The organism is Halorubrum gandharaense (genome assembly GCF_054654575.1).
Genome location: NZ_BAAIET010000001.1, coordinates 177119 through 194144, shown reverse-complemented (window position 1 = coordinate 194144; position 17026 = coordinate 177119). Strand labels below are relative to the sequence as shown.

The window sequence follows — 17026 nt, the reverse complement described above, 5'->3', positions numbered from 1 at the left end:
GCCGGCTACTGCACCGATCGGTCACACAGCGCATTTCGGGTCACACTCCGCCTTTCAGGTGTCGCCGGGTCGTGACGGCTGTTCGCCCGCATGCGACCCGATGTGGGGGGCGATCGTCTTCACCACCGGGAACAGCAGCAGCGCGATGAGCAGCTCCAGTCCGCCGACGACCAGAAACGCCGGAACGTATCCGAACGTCTCGGCCATCCCGCCGCCGACCAGAAAGCCGGTGAGAAAGCCGAGCGAGCCGAACACGTTGAACGCGCCCATCGCGGCGCCGCGCGCCTCCACGTCGACCAGGTCCGTGACCAGCGCCATCGTCGCCGGCGCCACCAGCGCGCCACACACCCCGACGAGGACCATCATTCCCGCGGCGACCGCGTAGGTGGGCGCGATGCCGACCCCGATCACGACGGCGCCGTACGCGAGCGACCCGCCGACGACCGGATAAAACCGGCCGATGCGGTCGGAGAGGGACCCGAACGGGTACTGCAACAGCGCAAACGGGACGAAAAACAGCGCCAGCGTGGCGCCGGCGCCGGTCGCCGACAGCTCGAACACGTCGCGGAAGTAGTAGATCCCGACGAGCGAGAAGAAGCCGGCGGTGAGCCGGTCGATGAAGCCGAACGCGAAGGGGACGAACAGCGCCGGCGTCGACCGCGTCCGCGCGAGCACGTCGCGGAAGCCGACCTCGGGACGAGCGTCGGCGCCAGCTGACCCGCGCTTTCCGGCGAGGATCGGTCCCTCGCTCGCCGGCGTGCCGGGCGACGCGGGGGTCGCCGGCGCGGCCCCGGGGTCCGGCCGAGGGTCGGCTGCAACGGCCGGCCCGGAAGCGTCCGTGCCGACAACCTTGCCGGCTCGGTCCGGAACGGTCGCCGCCAACAGCCCGGCACTCACGAGGACGACTGCGGCGGCGTAAACGGGGTAAAAGGGGTCGAGGTCGGCGAGCACGCCGCCCGTGGTGGAGCCGACGGCGGCGCCGAGCCCGATGGCGATGCCGGCCGCGCCCATGTTCCGTCCGTGACCGCCGGAGAGGTCCATCAGCATCGTGATCGACAGCGAGAAGGCGGCGATGGTGAGCGCGCCGCCGACCAGCCGGACGAGGAGCGCGACCTCGAAGCCGACCCCGAGACCGGGAAGCGCGGTCAACAGGAGGTACGACGCCGCACCGCCGAACGCGCCGAGAACGACCAGCGGGACGCGGCGGCCGAGCGCGTCGGAGAGCGCGCCCCACACGGCGGCGAAGGCGACGAACGCCGAGAACTCGGCGACGAGAAACCACATCCCCGCATCGATGCCACCCGGGGATCCGAGCGCGACGACCAGGTCGTCGACGCCGGGGTACAACAACACCTGCGAGACGAGCACGGCGAGCACCACCGCGGCGAGCCGGCGGCGGTCCTCGTCGTGGGTCGTCGTCATCGTGCGAACCGCCGTCTCCAAGGGTGAAAAGCGCCGCGCTCCCGGGACGTTTCTCGGCGCCGCACCGCCGAATCGCCGCTACTCGAGTGCCGCCTCGATGGCGGCAACCACGTCGTCCGCGTCGTATCCCGAGACGTGCTCGCCGTCGACGATGATGCCGGGCGTCCCCTCCACGCCGCGGGCGTTCCCCTCCTGACGGTCCGACTGCAACAGGTCGTCGTAGGTGCCCATCTCGGCGTTCGCCATCGCGAGACAGGGGTCGTCTCCCGCCTGCTCGGCGGCGTAGCCGATGCCGTTTTCCGAGTACCCCTCGGCGGCGTCGAGCTCGTAGGCGACGCGGGCGTACTCGAAGAACGCCTCGCTCCCCTCGCGGTCCGCGACGCCGCGGCCGGCATTGGCGACGGCAAACGACCACTCCTCGCTTGTGGGGATCGGGAGATCCCAGTGCTCGTAGCGCACCTCGCCGGTGTCGACGAACTCCTCGCGAACGGTCGGGAAGTGGTTGAGCTTGTAGTCGCGGCAGGCGGGACAGCCGAAGTCCTCGAAGACGGCGACGGTCACGCCCGCGTCGGGGTCGCCGATGACGGAACGCGGAACCTCGTCGCTCCGGTCGGGGGCTGCCGTGTCCGAACAGTCGTAGTTCGGAACGTCGTGGTCCGGTGCGTCCTCGTCGCTACAGCCCGCCAGTCCGACGGCGCCGGCGGTGCCGACGCCCGCGAGCACCGCTCGTCGCGTGATGTTCATGGCGACGGTAGGCCCGTGGCACACTTAACGACACCGAGAACGGCAGCGAGACGGGGTGTTCCGGCAGCGTCGAGCATCGCCGCGGCCGCCGGCCGCCGTCGTCCGCCGATTCGGGCCGTCCGGCGCCGAAGGGTCGGCGACATCGGCAACAACGCCTTTTCCGTATCGGATCGTAGCAGGGGCGTGTCCCACCCCGACGAGTACACGGTCAGGCGGTACGCCGAGGCGAAACGCACCGTGGACGCCCGCGCGCTCCATCGCCCCACGCTCGGCCGGCTCCGCGAGGCGCTCGCGGAGCGCGCCGAGCCGGTTCGGGTGTTCGAGGTGGGGTGTGAAACCGGCGCCACGCTGCAGCGACTGCTGTCGATGGACGTGCTCCCCGACCGGGTGGTGTACGACGGCTACGACCTCCGGCGGGAGGCGGTGGAGGCAGCCCTCGAGTCCGTCGCCGACTGGGCACCGGCACAGGGGTTTTCAGTCGACACGCCGGCCACCGAGCCGGGCGATCCGCTCCACCTCGTCGACGAGGAGCGCGGCAAACAGGTAACGGCGACGTTTTCGGCGGCGGACGGACTGGCGGTCGCGGAGGCGACGGACCGCGAGTGGGACCTGCTCGTCGCCCGCGGGCTCCTCGGCATGGTGGCGCTCTCGGAGGGGCTTCCCACCCTACTGGACTGCGTGCCCGACGGGCTGGCGTACTTCCCGTTGACGTACGACGGCGAGACGTTTTTCCGGCCGACGCCGAATCCCGACCGGGAGCAGGCGGTGCTCGACGCCTACCACGCCGGGCGCAACGAGCCGGGACGCCCCGGCGGCACCCACACCGGCCGGGCGCTGTTCACCGCACTTCCCGGATCGGGCGCCGACGTGCTCGCCGCCGGTGGTGCCGCCCGGCTGGTGACGCCGCCGTACCCCGCCGACGAGGCGTACATGCTGCACCATCGGATCGACGACATCGCCGCCGGCGCCCGCGAGTCGCTCTCGCCGACGCTCGGCGGCACCGCCCCCGCGGACCGGCTGGACGCGACGGCCATCGAGGAATGGGCGGCGGACCGACACGAGGCCGTGGCTGACGAACGGCTGACCTACGGGACACACAACATCGACGTGCTGGCACGTGTGCAGCGCTGACCTCGGGGGAACGACGGAGAAGCGTGAGAAGCCCGGGGGGACGGCGGGAGCGAGGCGGAGTGAACGAAACGGGATGGGACGGGGTGGATGTCCACCGCATCTGCTCCGGAATCGGCGGATAGGGGTCGGACAGGGAACGGGAGGCCCTCTCGCCGTCTTGCAGTCTCGCCGTCGTTCGCGGGTCGTTCATGCGTCGCCCGCGAACGCGTCGTCGCTATACGCGCTTCGACCGAGCCTCGCGAACGCCGGCACCGTCGCGAACCTTGTCCTCACAGCTCGGACAGACGCGCACGTCCTCGTAGCCCGGCGGCGCGAACACTCGAACGTACCGCTCCGTGACGAACGAACTGCAGTTCCTACATTCCGGCATGTACCCTGCAGTACGTGTTCATGTTTAGTAGTGTTTTGGGCCGACGATGATCCTCGGGATTCGTTCATCTCCGCCGAACACCACCGGATACCGTCAAATATCGCGTTATTCCGACGAGCGGGGCATGGGGTTCGTCGGCGGCATCTGCTGTACCGAACCCTTTTGACGGCGTACGGCGAGGGTCGGGTATGAGCGACTGGGACCTCGACCTGCGGGACGCCGAGGATCAGATCGACGAGGCGTTCGCCGGCGGCGATGTCGTACTCGGCGTTCTTGACGGGTCGACGGAGCCGGACGAGTGGGTGCGCAACGTCGACTACGGCAACACCCTGGTGTTGTCGATCGAGGGCGACCTCAACGAGCTGGCAGCCGGGTTCGCCCGCGAGGTGAAGGACATGGGTGGCGAGCTGATGCACTTCCGGGGCTTCCTCGTGGTCACACCCCCGGGACAGCGGATCGACACCGAGCGGCTCGACGAGTAGCGCCCGCCGGCCCGCCCCTTTTGTACCCCACCCGCTGCGCCGCCGAGCGTCCATTTAACCGTCGTGCGCCCCACTATTCGGCTATGACAATGAAGGCTCCCGGCGATCCCGACCTCCACGAGATCGACCGGTTCGACGGCGGCGTCGGGTGGGTCGCGTACCCGAACGAGGGGATGGAGCGCGCCAGCCACGCGCTCGCGGTCCACAACGAGGAGTCGGAGACGGACGACGTGTGGGTGCTCGACCCCGTTGACGCCCCCGCGCTGGACGATCTGCTCGCGGAGTTCGGCGAGGTCGCCGGCGTCGTGGTCATGCTCGACCGCCACAAGCGGGATGCGGCCGCCGTCGCCACGCGCCACGACGTGTCGGTCCACATCCCCGAGTGGATGACTGGCGTCGCGAGCGACCTTGATGCGCCCGTCGAACGCTTCGGCAGCCGGCTGGCCGACACCGGCTTCGAGGCGATCCGCGTCCGCAACTCCTCGCTTCCGCCGTGGCAGGAAGTCGGACTGTTCGACGGCGAGACGCTCGTCGTTCCCGAGTCGCTCGGCACCGCCTCCTACTTCCGCGGCGACCGTGAGCGCCTCGGCGTCCACCCGATGTTGCGGCTGACGCCCCCACGACGGGCCCTTTCCGGCTACGACCCCGAGCGCGTCCTCGTCGGCCACGGCGTCGGCGTCCACGAGCGTGCGGGCGAGGCGATCGACGACGCGCTGGCGAACGCCCGGCGGAAGGCGCCCGGCCTCTACGCAAGCACCGCAAAGTCGTTCCTCGGACTGTGATCCACGTCACTCGCGACCTGTTGACGGTGCTGCTCGAACACGCCGAGGACCGCCACCCGTCGGCGGTCAGCATCGAGCTGTCCGCGACGCCCGCCGGCGAGTTCGACGAGCTTCCGGGCGCCGGCTGGGACCCCGAGACGCCCGTGCTCACGCACTTCACGCTGCCCGACGTGGGCGGGTCGATCAACGCCGTCTTCGGCGTCGACCTCGGCACCCCCGCCGGCCGCGGCAAAGCCCGGTTCATCTCACACCCGGACGGCGAACTCGGCGTGAGCGAGGCGGACGACCTCGCCGCCGTCGTGCTCGTGGCGGTGCCGCCGTACGACGAGGGCACTGTCGCCGGCTTCGACCGGTCGGGCGATCGCGTCGAGATCCGAGTGGTCGACGCCGCGCCGCCCGAGGAGTCGGTGCCGGAGTGAGCTCACAGACAGCGGTTTAAAGGGGACCGAGCCAGTAACGGCTGGCAATGGCAGCACGCCCACCCGGCGGCGGCGGATCCTCCGAGCCGGAGACGATCGAGTTCGGCATCGCCGCGCTCGACGCCCGGATCGAGGAGGCGGACGTGTCGTTCCCCGCGACGGGCGAGGAGATCACCCGTGAGCTCGGCGACCCGGAGATCCCCTACGACGCCTCGGGGCGGACGCTTGCGCTCTCGGAGGTCGTCGACCGGGCGCCGAGCCGCCGGTTCGAGAACGAGACGGAGTTTCTGAACGCGGTGTACCCCGTCTTCGACGAGGCGCGCCAGCAGGGCGGCGGCTTCCTCGACGACCTTCGCGACGCGCTCCCCTTTTAAACTCCGCCGCGGGATCAGCGGTCGGCGTCGTCAGTCACCTTCCCGTCCGCTCGGTCCTCCTCGCGAGCCACGGGCTCCCGCTCCTCAGGATCGCCGTGTCCGCCGCCGCCGGGCGTCCGGACGGTAACCGTCGACCCCGCCTCGACCTCGACGGTGGTTTTCGCGCCGACGGGCTCGCCGTCGATCAGGTTCTCGCCGAGCGCGCCGTTCGCGCCGCCGGCAACCCCTTTTGGCGCGTGGCGACGGCGCTCCGTGAGCAGCGAGACGGTTGCTGGCGCGCGAAGTCGGACGATTCGCTCCAGCCCGAGTCCACCACGGTGAGCGCCGTCCCCGCCCGTATTCGGCCGGAGCGCGTACCGCTCGACTCGTGAGGGGTACGCGGCCTCGATCGCTTCCACCGGCGTGTTGAGCGTGTTCGTCATCCCGACCTGGACCCCGTCCATCCCGTCGGCCGACGCTCGGCCGCCGAACCCGCCGCCGATCGTCTCGTAGTAGGCGAACGACGGGGCTCCATCGCCCCCGTCGCCGCCATCGCCCCCGGTCTCCACCCCGCCACGATTGCCGATGATGAGGTTGTTCATCGTCCCCTGTGAGCCCGCCGGCACCCGATCCGGTGCGGCGCCGGCGAGCGCGGCGAAGGTCACGTCGGTCACCCGCTGGCTCGTCTCGACGTTGCCGCCGACGACTGCCGCCGGGGGATTCGGGTTGAGGAGGCACCCGTCGGGTGCGGACACCGTCACGGGCGCGTAACACCCGTGGTTCGGCGGGATCTCCGGGTCGGTGAGACAGCGCACGACGAAGTACACCGCGCTCCGCGCGACGGCGAGCGGGGCGTTGCAGTTGCCCGCGAGCTGGTCGGCCGTTCCCGTGAAGTCGACGCGGAGCTCGTCGTCGTCGACCGTCGCCGCCACGCGGATCGGCACGTCCTCGTCGGTCACGCCGTCGCCCTCCAGCCAGTCGGTCGCCTCGTAGGTGCCGTCCGGGAGCGCGGACAGCTCGTCGCGCACCCGGCGCTCGGCGTAGTCGATGACGGCGTCGAAGCCCCTCAAAAGGGACTCGCGTCCGCGCTCGTCGACCAGCTCCGCGATCCGGTCGGCGGCTCGTTCGTTGGCCGCGAGCTGTGCGCGGAGGTCGGCCCGGCGCTCTCCCGGGTTCCGAACGTTCGCGAGCAGGAGGTCGAACACGTCCTCGTCGCGCTCGCCGGCCCGAACGAGTCGAGTGGGCGGGATCCGCAGCCCCTCCTGGTAGATCTCGCGGGCGCCCGCCGGCATGCTCCCCGGCGTCATCCCACCCACGTCGGCGTGGTGAGCCCGGGAAACCGCGTATCCGAGGATCCGGCCATCGGGGGCGATCGGCGAGACGAGCGTCACGTCCGGCAGGTGGGTCCCGCCCGTGAACGGGTCGTTGAGCACGAACACGTCGCCGGGTTCGGGGTCCCGGTCGCGGACCGCGTCGACCGCCTCGGGCATCGCCCCGAGGTGGACCGGGATGTGCTCGGCCTGCGCGACCATCCGCCCGTCGGCGTCGAACAGCGCCGTCGAGCAGTCGCGCCGCTCCTTGATGTTGGGGGAGGTGGCGCCGCGGATGAGCACGCGGCCCATCTCCTCGGCAACGCCTTCCAGACGATTCCGGAGCACTTCGAGCGTGATGGGGTCGATGTCGGGATCGCTCATTGCTGCACCTCCTCTGCTTCGTCGGCATCCTCACGTTCACCGTCCCCGAACCGCAGTTCCAGCGTCCCGCTCTCGCGCATTCGGGCGGTCCAGCCGGGCGGCACCACGGTGGTGTCCTCGGTGCGCTCGATGACGGCAGGGCCGTCGAGGGTCGCGCCGGCGCCGAGTCGCGCGCCGTCGTGGACCGCGGTGTCCACGCGTCCCGCCTCGGGGAAGGTCGCGGGGCGGCTGCCGATCCGTGTCCCGCCGACACCGTCGCCGTCGCCGTCGGCGTCACCGGCGCCGTCGCCATCACTGTCACCGGCGTCCCCCATTGCGTCCCCGCCCGGCGGCGGCGTCTCGCGCTCGACGGTCGCCGTCACCCGGAGCGTCACGGCCTCCACTCCTGTATCGAGCGCGTAGCCGTACGCCTCCTCGTGGGCCGCCACGAACGCCTCCCCGAGCGTATCCGGGTCGAAGGGGTCGCTCGCGGGCACGGTCAGCTCGAAGCTCTGTCCCTCGAAGCGACAGTCGACCGCGCGCTCGACGCGAGCCGCGTCGGGATCCGAGACGTTCGCGAGTGCCCGGTCCTCCAGTTTCTCGAAGCGCTTCTCGACAACCTCGTGGTCCACGTCGTCGAGGGCGAACCGCTCCGTCCGGGCAACGTCGTGGCTCTCGTCGGCAGCCAGGAGCCCGTATGCGGAGCAGACGCCCGCTGGACCGGGAACCAGCACGCGCTCGATGTCGAGGTCGTCGGCGAGCGCGGCGGCGTGCATCGGGCCCGCGCCGCCGAACGCGACCAGCCCGAACTCCCGCGGGTCGTGGCCGCGCTCGACGGTAACGCTCCGGATCGCGCGGGCCATTCGGGCGACGGCGACGCGGTGAACCCCCAGCGCGGCGTCCGTGGCGTCCGCCAGCCCCGCCTCGTCAGCGAGGTCGGCGAGGGTCTCCCACGCTGCGTCCGCGTCGAGGCCGATCTCCCCGCCGAGCGCGGCGTCGTCGCCGACGTAGCCCAGGACGACGGCGGCGTCGGTGACGGTCGGGCGAGTCCCACCCTGTCCGTAGCAGGCAGGGCCGGGGTCCGCGCCGGCGGACTCGGGGCCGACGCGGAGTGCGCCGCCCGAATCGACCCACGCGATCGAGCCGCCACCGGCGCCCACGGTCACCACGTCGACGGTCGGCGTCCGGATCGGGATGCCGTCGATCTCGGTCTCGGCGGTTCTGGCGGCCTCGCCCCCGCTGACCAGACTCACGTCGCTGGAGGTGCCGCCCATGTCGAAGGTGACGACGCCCGCCTCCGCGTCCGGGCCCGCGGCCGCCGCGGCGCCTACCACGCCAGCGGCCGGGCCGGACAGCACCGTGGCGACGGCGTTATCGCGGATCGCGTTCGCCTCCATCACGCCGCCGTTCGACGCCATCACTCGCGGAACGGGGAGGCCGGCGTCCGCGGCGCGGTCGACCAGCCGTCCGAGGTAGCCGTCGACTCCGGGGGTGAGGTAGGCGTCCGCGACGGTGGTGGCGGTGCGCTCGTACTCCCGGAACTCCGGGAGCGTCTCGTGGGAGGCGACGACGGGTACGTCGAGCTCCTCGCGAAGCACATCCGTCGCCCGTGCCTCGTTCTCGGGGTGCGCGTAGGCGTGCAGCAGACAGACGGCGACGCTCTCGGCGTCTGTCTCCCGGATCTGCTCAGCGACCGCTCGCACGTCCTCCGGGTCGACCGGCGTCTCGACTCCCTCGGTCGTCGCTCGCTCGGGAAGCTCGAACCGTCGGCGCCGGGGGACGAGCGGGTCGGGCTTCTCGGCGTCGAGGTCGTACAGCGCGGGGCGGTCCTGTCGGCCGATCTCCAGCACGTCGCGGAATCCCTCGGTGGTGACGAGTGCAGTGCGCGCGCCGGCCCGCTCCAGCAGGGCGTTGACCGAGACGGTGGTTGCGTGGGTGAACCCGTCCACGTCGGCGGGGTCGACGCCGGCGCTCGCACACACTTTCCGGACCGCGTCGAGGACGCCGACGCTCCCGTCGGCGGTCGTCGGCACCTTCGCAGTGACGAGCTCGCCGTCGACGAGGAGGGCGGCGTCGGTGAACGTCCCGCCCACGTCGACGCCGAGGCGGATCGCGCCGGACGAGTCAGTCGTGTCGGCCCGTCGGGCCGGGTCGGTGTCGGGAGCCACGTCTCTCGGCTATCCCAACGGAGGGACGGCGAATAAAGGCGACGAGAAGCGTGGTGTGCTCACTCCCTGCCGGCCATCATCGCCCCAGCTGGGGCGTTCCACGGGTCGAGTCGGGGTCGCTGCGCACGTATCGTCTCTCAGCCGCGGCGCCGGCAACCGCGCCGACGACCGCGGCGGCACCCGCGACGCCGGCGACCGGGTAGCTTGCGCCGACGACCACTGCCACGAGGACAGGCCGGTGCAGGCCGCTTACACCTCCGTCTTCTCACTGAGCGAGGCGTCGTCGCCCTGCAGCGCCCGCGCCGCGACGACGAACACGCCGGCGACGACGAGATAGAGCTGCCATCCGGCTTCGGCCAGCGGGAAGCGGCGGTCGACGGGCTCCGTCGACCCCGGATCTCGCCTGCCGTCGGGCTCCACGGGGTTGTTGACGTGGACCGTCTCCGTGGTGCCCGTCGAGCCGGCGTCGACGGAGCGTTGCCCCGTCTCCTCGTCGAGCTGGATGTCGACGAACGTCTGGACGAGCCCCTCCCGTGAGGAGACGTACAGCTCCCCCTCCAGCCGGAAGAACTCGTCGTGGAGCGGCCAGAGGGCGTTGACGCCATCGAGATGCGCCCAGTCGAGGAAGACGTGCGCGAACAAGTGGGCGAACAGCGCCACCCACGCCACTCGCACGCCCCAGTCGTCGACCCACTCGCGGAGCAGGGAGGCGTCGCGGATGCGGGTGTCGTAGTACAGCAGGAGGCCGGCGGCGGCGGGGAGCACGAAGTTGTGGCCCACCGTCCGGTGGGCGCCGGGCATCACGAGCCCGAGCAGGGTGTCGGCTTCGGGGATCGCCATCACGACGAGCACGACGGCGAGCGCGCGTCGGCCGTAGCTCCCCTTCAGGAGCGCGGCGGCGAGCAGGAGCGCGAATCCGGCGTGGACCACGGTCGAGGGCATTACAGATCACCCTCCCAGCGGCGGACCGCCACCACGGCGGCCGCGGCGGCGACGACGACCGCCTGCCAGCCGGTTCGGAGGAGGGAGAGTTCGTGGGCGCGGTCGCCGCCACCCAGCCCGGGTCGCCCGTCCGGGTTCACGGCGGTCGGAATGGTGTACGACTCGGTCGTGCCGGGACTCTGTAAGGGGAGGACGCCCGGACTGTCGGCACCGAGATGCGGGAGGGAGACGACGGTCTGGACGAGCCCCTCCCGTGTCGACAGTAGCAGTCGCCCCCGGACGAGGTAGTAGGCGTCGTGGAAGGGGTACAGCAGGTTGACGCCGGCGCGTCCGAACAGGTCCGGGGCGATGCCGGCGACGAGGAGACTCGCCAGCGCGACCCACCCCACCCTGACGCCATAGGCGCCGTGTCGACGGCGGAGCCAGGAGTTCTCGGAGGGGCGAACGGCGGTGTCGTAGTAGAGGAGCCCCCCGATCGCGAGCGGGATCCAGACGGTGTGAAACAGGGCGTTGGTGGCGCCGAACACGACGAGGCCGGCGACCGCGTCGAGGCTCGGGAACACGGCGGCGCCCACCACGACCGCGAGCGACCGGCGGTCGAAGGCGAACCCGAGGAGGGCGGCCGCAACGAGCGCGCCGAGCGCGGCGTTCACCAACGTCGGTGCCATATGGAGGGGATCCGCTCACCGGAAATAAACACACCGTCGGTTGCGGGCCGCCCCGGTCGGCGGGGGCAGGGCCGGCGGCAGCGAACGCCGTCGGAAGCCCTTTGGGCCGTGACCGAGAGTCCGAAATCATGCGAATCGGGTTGGTGTCGGACATCCACGCGAATCTGCCGGCGCTGGAGGCGGTGCTCGACGACATGCCACCGGTCGACGCGCTGGCGTGTGTCGGCGACGTGGTGGGGTACAACCCCTGGCCGGTCGAGTGCGTCCGCCTGATTCGAGAGGAGGCGGACGCCGTCGTGCAGGGGAACCACGACCGCGTGGTCGAAACGCCGGAGCGGTACGCCGCCAACCGGATGGCCGAAGCCGGGTTGGCGTACGCCAAGCGCAACCTTTCGTCGGAGGCGCTGGAGTGGCTCCGTCAACTCCCGACGGAGACGAGCGTCGCCGGCGGCCGCTACCGGCTCGTCCACTCACACCCGACACGCGAGGACGCCTACGTCTACCCCGGCGAGTTCCCGAATATGGCCCGCTATCTCGACGACGGCGAGGGGCTGGTTCTGGGCCACACCCACGTGCAGGGTGCCGAGAGAGCCGAGGGGCACCTCGTGGTCAACCCGGGCAGCGTCGGGCAGCCGCGCGATGGCGACCCGCGTGCGGCCTACGCCGTGCTCGACACGCCGACGGAGTCGGAAGGCGATGCCGAGGGCGGGGGCACACACGAGGACGCCGTCGACCTTCGTCGAGTCGAGTACGACGTGGAGCACGTCGTGGAGGCCGTCGAGGCCGCCGGACTGCCCGAACGGACCGGCAAGCGCCTGCGGCACGGTGAGTGATCAGGGCAGTCCTCACGTGGTGACGGCACCACCGAAAGCCGCCGCTACCGTCGGCTACTTTCCCTCCGGCGGTGAACGACGACCGATGCGAACGAGTTCGCCGTCCCCGTCGCAGCCGGTTTCCGGAGGGGTCGGCAGGTGAACTGGCAGTATCGGCACACAGTGCTGGTGCTGTGTATGCTCGCCTTCTTCGTCACCTACTTCGCGCGGATGGCGATCAGCCCGGTGGTGCCGTTGATCGTCGAGGACTTTCAGGTGTCGAACACGGCGATCGGCGTCGCGCTCTCGGGCATGTGGCTGGCGTACGGCGTCTCGCAGTTCCCCTCGGGCATCCTCGCCGACCGGTTCGGTGAGCGGCCCATCATTCTGATCGCCGTCGGCGGGACGACCGTCGCCAGCGTGCTCCTCGCGTTCGCGCCCGCCTACCCGGCGTTCGTCGGCGTGGCGGTCCTGCTCGGGCTGGTCGCGGGGCTCCACTACGCCGTGGCGACGACGCTGCTCTCGCGGACGTTCGACGACCTCGGCACCGCCGTCGGGCTCCACTCCGTCGGCGGCCCCCTCGCCGGCCTCATCGCCCCCGTCGCCGCCGCGTGGGTGGGGGTCACCTACGGCTGGCGACCCGCCGTCGCCACCAGCGCGCTCGTCGGCGTCCCCATCTTCCTGCTGTTCGTCTGGCGCGTGCGTCCGACGCCGCCGCGGCGCCCCGACCAGCCGATGCGCGACCGGCTGGCGCTCGCGCCGCTCGTCGAACTCCTCTCGCGGCCCGAGATCCTCCTGCCGCTGTTCGTCGCCACCGTCGGCACCTACGTCGTGCAGGGGTTGATGTCGTTCCTGCCCACGTTCCTCGTGGAGTTCCACGGGGTCTCGACGGCGGTTGCCGGCGGCGTCTTCTCGGCGTTCTTCGTGATGCGCGCGGTGGCACAGGTCGTCATCGGCCGGCTCTCGGACGGGCTCGGGCGTGACGCCGCCATCGGCGCCGCGATGGCCGCCGGTGCGGCCGGCGTCGCCGCGCTCGTGCTCGTGCCCGGCTGGGCAGGGATCGTCCTTGGCGTGCTGCTCGGCGGATTCGGGTCCAGCTTCTTCTCGGCGATCGACCCGCGGTTCATGGACGTGCTGGGCGACGCCGAGCGCGGTGCCGGCTTCGGACTCGTCCGCACCGTCTACACCGTCGTGGGTGCCACGGGCTCGCTCGGCGTCGGGCTTGCAGCCGACCTCGCGGGCTGGGGCGTCTCCTTCGCGATCCTCGCGGGACTGTTTGCGGCCGCGTTCCTCGCGCTCGCCGTGAACGCCGCGCTCGGGACGGGGTACTGAGACCGGCGTGAGTCGGCGGTGAGGACCCTATCCGAGCAGGCGTCGATGTTCGACCTTGATACAACGATCCTGCACGACGCGGAGCCCGTCGGATTCTGCGGCGGCCGTCACCTCGTCGTGGGCAATTCCGAGCTGGAGCCAGACGTCGCCGGCGTCCCCGCGAGAGGCGTGCCGCTCGCGCACCGCATCGAGGATCTCCGGCACCTCCTCGCTCGGGCGGAACACGTCGACGAGGTCGACGGACTCCTCCACGTCCGCGAGCGAGCCGTATGCGGGTTCGCCGAGCACCTCGTCCGCGAAGGGGTTCACCGGGATCACCCGGTAGCCCTGTCGCTGGAGGTACGCCGGCACGTCGTGGGCGGCTTTTCCGGGCGTCGTCGAGCAGCCGACCACGGCGATCGTGTCGGCGTCGAGCAGCTCACGGAGGGCGGCATCGTCGGTGACTGGCATGGTCACGAATGGTCGCGTAGCGACTTAAAAGGCAATACGGGGAGTGAACTGGGCGGCGGGAGGGGACGGTGGGTCGGGCAGAGCGCCGGCGAGCGCTACTCGGCGAGCGCTACTCGGCGAGCCGGACGGAGACGTCGCCGTCCTCCGAGAGTGTGACGATGCCGTCGAACAGCTGTTTCAGGGTGTTCATCGTCTGATCATCGTGGGCGGTCGAGTCGATGCAGAACAGTCCGAGCCCCTCGACGCTCTGGATGCGGCCCGTGAACACGTGGAGGAACCGAAAGACGGTCTGCAGGTCCGCGTACATGAGGAGGGTGGACAGCGAGTGGACCATGATCCGGTTGCGCTCGATACCGCGGTCGCGGTAGAACGCCTGGAGGAACTCCGAGAGCTTGATCCCGATCCCGGTCATGTCCACTGGGGAAGAGGTGTACTTGATCCGGTCGTCGTCGCGCACGTCGCCGACGCCCTGCTGGCGGGTGACGCAGTCGACGACGGCGACGGGTTTTCCCTCGTAGTCGACGCGCTTTTTGTAGTCCTTGAGCACGCGCTCGGCGCTGTCCTTGGTGGTGACGATGATCGACCCGTCCCCGCCGGTCGTCCCGTCGGCGAGGATGTCGAGCGCGAGTTTGCGCTTGCCCGTCAGGGGCGGCCCCGTCAACAGGAGGTTCGTTCCCGGCTCCACCTCGGCGTCGAGGTGGGGAGCAAGGTCATACATGGGTGTGCCTCGCTGCGGCGGCCGGCGGCGGACGCTGGTTCAGAGAGCGGGCGGTCCGACCGGTGTCCATCAACTGATGGAAAGATGCCGTCTCCGGATAATATTCTTTTTGATCGGCCATGCGAGCGTTTCTCACCATATTGCCACCGTTCGCCCGGCGATGAACGCCCCGACGGCGAGCAACATTCCTGATTTGAGCTGGCGTTGCCCGGTCGCCGGATCGTCGTACGCGAGCACCGCCGCCCGGAGCATCACCAGATTCGCGGGGACGACCACGGCGAGATACGCGACGCCGAAGGTGCCGTCGAGGTACGGGACGACGCTCGCGCCAACCGCGAGCGCCAGCGCGGCGAGCCCGACGGTCGTCGCCGTTCGCTCGCCGAACGCGATCGGCAGGGTCCGCAGTCCCTCCTCGCGGTCCCCGGCGAGGTCCTCGACGTCCTTGATCACCTCGCGGGTGAACGTCGCGACCGCCGCGAGGACGGCGAGCGCGGCGGCGCCGAGCGGCTCGCCGACGGCCGCGCCGCCGAACAGGAACGTCGAGCCCGTGAGGAAGCCGACGACGACGTTGCCGAGCCCGAGCAGGCCTTTAAACAGCTTCGTGTACGCGACCAACAGCAGCAGGTTCACCACGGCGATGGCGATCGCGGTCGTCGGGAGAACGAGGGCACAGACCACGGCGCCGGCGAACAACACGAGGCTGAACGCGAGCGCGCCGCGCGCGGACACCGCGCCCCGCGGGATCGGCCGGTCGGGCTGGTTGACGGCGTCGATCTCGCGGTCGAAGTAGTCGTTGACTGCGTTGCCCGCGCCGACCGCGAGCCCCGTTGCGAGCACCGCAGCCGCGACCAACAGCGGGGTCTCGAAGGCGCCGCCGGCGACGTACGCGCCGGTGAAGGTCAACACGCCCGCCGCGACCGCGTTGCCGGGTCGGGTGAGCTCCAGCAGACCGCGGGCACGGCGAGTGACCGACATACACGACCCCTTCTCAGCCGAGGGCGTTAAAAGGCGCGGAGTCAGCGGAGGACCGCCGGGACGGGCGCCGGCGAACGGCCCTCAGCGCCCGCCGGCGGGCGCCTCAACACACGCCCGCGGCGGCCACACCGAGTGCGTGAGACCCCTGCACCCGTCGTCCTGAACCGCGGGACTTAAGCGGGCGAACGGGTTACGACGGAACACGGGCGCTTAGCTCAGTCTGGATAGAGTGCTTGGCTTCGGACCAAGTTGCCGGGGGTTCAAATCCTCCAGCGCTCATTCTGCCCCATAAAACTACTGCCAAAGTCACTCTTATCCCCTGCAATATCTCGCGCGCAGAGCTAGCAATTATCGATGCGTATCTTCTACTGCCATCTATTTCAATAGTTTGTACCTGCGGTAGAATTATTGTGTCTGAAATACTACCTGCACCTATGAGTGATTCACGAGGAGCCGAACGCTGGAAAGAACACCAGAGTGCGTTCGACCGCGTTCGTTCTGTTGCCATGACGGTTTCTGAGCCTCGGTCAGCAGATTGGATTGCAAATCAGGCTCATGTTGCGGGGAACACTGCACGCGGTCATCTCCAACGTCTCGTCGAGATGAACGTACTCCAGACCATCACGGAAGGTAGTGCAACCCATTACGCGCCAGACCCGCTTTACACACGTATGCAGGCCCTTCGTGACCTCCTTGACGGTCGCGACCGCGACGGTCTCCTCCAGTTGCGAGGCGACCTCCAAGAGCAAGTGGAGGAGTGGCAAGCCCAGTATGATTCTGATTCTCCAAGCGCCCTTCGGGAGAAGGCAGCACACGCTAATTCTGCCGCAAAGACCCACGAAATGCGTCGAACTGCAAATGATTGGGATATCGTTGCGTACCGTCTTCGACTCGTCGAGGATGCGATCAAGCACTACTCAGATTACGCTGGTAGTACTCCTGCCACAGCCTAACGCGGATGTTCGCATTCGACGGCGGCTACGAACCCGGACGAGCATCGCACACAGTCCTGCTTGAACTTCGTCAAACTGTGAAGCGGCATCCTGCCGTCAAACACGCCAGCGGGGAACCATCTGGACAATTTACCCGTGTAATTGTCACGCTCTCTCCTTCCATTCTCGACAGAGACGTTGCGGAGGCAACCCTGACAATTCGTTGGTACGCAGGAGAGGCTGCCGACGCGAACCCAGAGTTCGCATTTCACTATAGCGACTCCTCAGGATTCGACTGCGGGTGGCATCACGAGCCGAACCCTCATGTGGATGGATGGGGACACTTTCAACAGCGCTTATCGGACGAAGAAAAATACAGGTATGAGGCTGTTTCTTTTGAAAATCATCAGCCAATTCCGCTGCTCTGGGAAATTATGGACCGACTTGGTAATCGTCTTAGCAATGACTGAGATCATCAAAATAATGGCTTACGAAGGTTTCATTTGTAATCAAAATCAGTTGGGTGACAACTAATGAGATATAATGGGCGAATAGACAAGGGTGTCAACCTTAGCGTGAAGGAAGCGGCCGAGCGAAAGTGTCAAAAGTAACTGAAATTGATTTTGTGAGTTGGATTCACTACTATCTGTCCA

Annotated in this window: 19 protein-coding genes, 1 tRNA gene and 1 pseudogene; 10 read left to right on the top strand and 11 right to left on the bottom strand. The window is 69.4% G+C overall.

Translation table 11 applies throughout. The features are described 5' to 3' along the window. Window positions 1-54: 54 nt before the first annotated feature. Both ACYQ07_RS00965 and ACYQ07_RS00960 read right to left on the bottom strand, forming a co-directional pair. Entirely contained in the window at window positions 55-1422 is a 1368-nt protein-coding gene (locus tag ACYQ07_RS00965; protein ID WP_459876124.1) for an MFS transporter, read from the bottom strand. 78 nt (window positions 1423-1500) lie between these two features. Further along, complete coding sequence (locus ACYQ07_RS00960) at window positions 1501-2166, bottom strand: thioredoxin domain-containing protein (RefSeq protein WP_459876121.1); 666 nt, start codon at window positions 2164-2166, stop codon at window positions 1501-1503. Window positions 2167-2349: 183 nt separating this feature from the next. Between ACYQ07_RS00960 and ACYQ07_RS00955 the strand changes: the two genes are divergently transcribed. Further along, the gene (locus ACYQ07_RS00955) at window positions 2350-3297 is read left to right on the top strand and encodes a hypothetical protein (protein WP_459876118.1); all 948 of its coding nucleotides are present in this window, start codon (window positions 2350-2352) and stop codon (window positions 3295-3297) included. Between the two features lie 214 nt (window positions 3298-3511). Here the strand turns inward: ACYQ07_RS00955 and ACYQ07_RS00950 are convergent, their stop codons facing one another. Beyond that, on the bottom strand, window positions 3512-3667 hold the full coding sequence (locus tag ACYQ07_RS00950) for a DUF7563 family protein (RefSeq protein ID WP_459876115.1): 156 nt from the start codon (window positions 3665-3667) through the stop codon (window positions 3512-3514). Window positions 3668-3855: 188 nt separating this feature from the next. On the opposite strand from ACYQ07_RS00950, the pseudogene ACYQ07_RS00945 reads away from it, so the two are divergent. From ACYQ07_RS00945 to ACYQ07_RS00930, 4 genes and pseudogenes are all read left to right on the top strand, one after another. Further along, a pseudogene (locus ACYQ07_RS00945) lies at window positions 3856-4146 on the top strand (DUF5779 family protein); the annotation flags it as partial. A gap of 86 nt (window positions 4147-4232) precedes the next feature. Then, entirely contained in the window at window positions 4233-4931 is a 699-nt protein-coding gene (locus ACYQ07_RS00940) for a hypothetical protein (RefSeq protein WP_459876112.1), read from the top strand. After that, window positions 4928-5350: a JAB/MPN domain protein-containing protein gene (locus tag ACYQ07_RS00935; RefSeq protein WP_459876109.1), complete on the top strand. Its 423-nt coding sequence runs from the start codon at window positions 4928-4930 to the stop codon at window positions 5348-5350. Before ACYQ07_RS00940 ends, ACYQ07_RS00935 begins: the two co-directional genes overlap by 4 nt. Before the next feature lie 47 nt (window positions 5351-5397). Continuing rightward, on the top strand, window positions 5398-5724 hold the full coding sequence (locus ACYQ07_RS00930; protein ID WP_459876106.1) for a DUF5789 family protein: 327 nt from the start codon (window positions 5398-5400) through the stop codon (window positions 5722-5724). 14 nt (window positions 5725-5738) lie between these two features. Here the strand turns inward: ACYQ07_RS00930 and ACYQ07_RS00925 are convergent, their stop codons facing one another. The 5 genes from ACYQ07_RS00925 to ACYQ07_RS00905 all read right to left on the bottom strand — a co-directional run bounded on the left by ACYQ07_RS00925 (window position 5739) and on the right by ACYQ07_RS00905 (window position 11154). Then, window positions 5739-7397 carry a hydantoinase B/oxoprolinase family protein gene (locus ACYQ07_RS00925; protein ID WP_459876102.1) on the bottom strand — a complete coding sequence of 553 codons (1659 nt, stop codon included), beginning with the start codon at window positions 7395-7397 and terminating at the stop codon, window positions 5739-5741. Further along, window positions 7394-9544, bottom strand: a complete 2151-nt coding sequence (locus ACYQ07_RS00920) for a hydantoinase/oxoprolinase family protein (protein ID WP_459876100.1) — start codon at window positions 9542-9544, stop codon at window positions 7394-7396. Before ACYQ07_RS00920 ends, ACYQ07_RS00925 begins: the two co-directional genes overlap by 4 nt. 76 nt (window positions 9545-9620) lie before the next feature. Further along, window positions 9621-9770, bottom strand: a complete 150-nt coding sequence (locus ACYQ07_RS00915; protein ID WP_459876097.1) for a hypothetical protein — start codon at window positions 9768-9770, stop codon at window positions 9621-9623. Window positions 9771-9793: 23 nt separating this feature from the next. Further along, window positions 9794-10486, bottom strand: a complete 693-nt coding sequence (locus ACYQ07_RS00910; protein ID WP_459876094.1) for a metal-dependent hydrolase — start codon at window positions 10484-10486, stop codon at window positions 9794-9796. Continuing rightward, complete coding sequence (locus ACYQ07_RS00905) at window positions 10486-11154, bottom strand: hypothetical protein (protein WP_459876091.1); 669 nt, start codon at window positions 11152-11154, stop codon at window positions 10486-10488. Before ACYQ07_RS00905 ends, ACYQ07_RS00910 begins: the two co-directional genes overlap by 1 nt. Before the next feature lie 128 nt (window positions 11155-11282). Here ACYQ07_RS00905 and ACYQ07_RS00900 point away from each other — a divergent pair, with 128 nt between their 5' ends. Together ACYQ07_RS00900 and ACYQ07_RS00895 are read left to right on the top strand one after the other, a co-directional pair. After that, entirely contained in the window at window positions 11283-11987 is a 705-nt protein-coding gene (locus tag ACYQ07_RS00900; protein WP_459876088.1) for a metallophosphoesterase family protein, read from the top strand. A gap of 138 nt (window positions 11988-12125) precedes the next feature. Next, window positions 12126-13298: an MFS transporter gene (locus ACYQ07_RS00895; protein WP_459876085.1), complete on the top strand. Its 1173-nt coding sequence runs from the start codon at window positions 12126-12128 to the stop codon at window positions 13296-13298. Between the two features lie 27 nt (window positions 13299-13325). Here ACYQ07_RS00895 and ACYQ07_RS00890 read toward each other — a convergent pair whose 3' ends face one another. The 3 genes from ACYQ07_RS00890 to ACYQ07_RS00880 form a co-directional block, all read right to left on the bottom strand. Next, entirely contained in the window at window positions 13326-13748 is a 423-nt protein-coding gene (locus ACYQ07_RS00890; protein ID WP_459876082.1) for a CoA-binding protein, read from the bottom strand. 109 nt (window positions 13749-13857) lie between these two features. Beyond that, window positions 13858-14466, bottom strand: a complete 609-nt coding sequence (locus ACYQ07_RS00885) for an RAD55 family ATPase (protein WP_459876080.1) — start codon at window positions 14464-14466, stop codon at window positions 13858-13860. A 132-nt stretch (window positions 14467-14598) separates the two neighbouring features. Then, window positions 14599-15441: a geranylgeranylglycerol-phosphate geranylgeranyltransferase gene (locus tag ACYQ07_RS00880; protein ID WP_459876077.1), complete on the bottom strand. Its 843-nt coding sequence runs from the start codon at window positions 15439-15441 to the stop codon at window positions 14599-14601. Window positions 15442-15645: 204 nt separating this feature from the next. On the opposite strand from ACYQ07_RS00880, the gene ACYQ07_RS00875 reads away from it, so the two are divergent. The 3 genes from ACYQ07_RS00875 to ACYQ07_RS00865 all read left to right on the top strand — a co-directional run bounded on the left by ACYQ07_RS00875 (window position 15646) and on the right by ACYQ07_RS00865 (window position 16843). Then, window positions 15646-15720: transfer RNA gene (locus ACYQ07_RS00875), tRNA-Arg, on the top strand. Between the two features lie 155 nt (window positions 15721-15875). Further along, window positions 15876-16394 carry a DUF7342 family protein gene (locus ACYQ07_RS00870; protein ID WP_459876074.1) on the top strand — a complete coding sequence of 173 codons (519 nt, stop codon included), beginning with the start codon at window positions 15876-15878 and terminating at the stop codon, window positions 16392-16394. Window positions 16395-16399: 5 nt separating this feature from the next. Next, a complete protein-coding gene (locus ACYQ07_RS00865; protein WP_459876071.1) occupies window positions 16400-16843 on the top strand; it encodes a hypothetical protein in 444 nt (147 codons plus the stop codon). Window positions 16844-17026 lie beyond the last annotated feature (183 nt).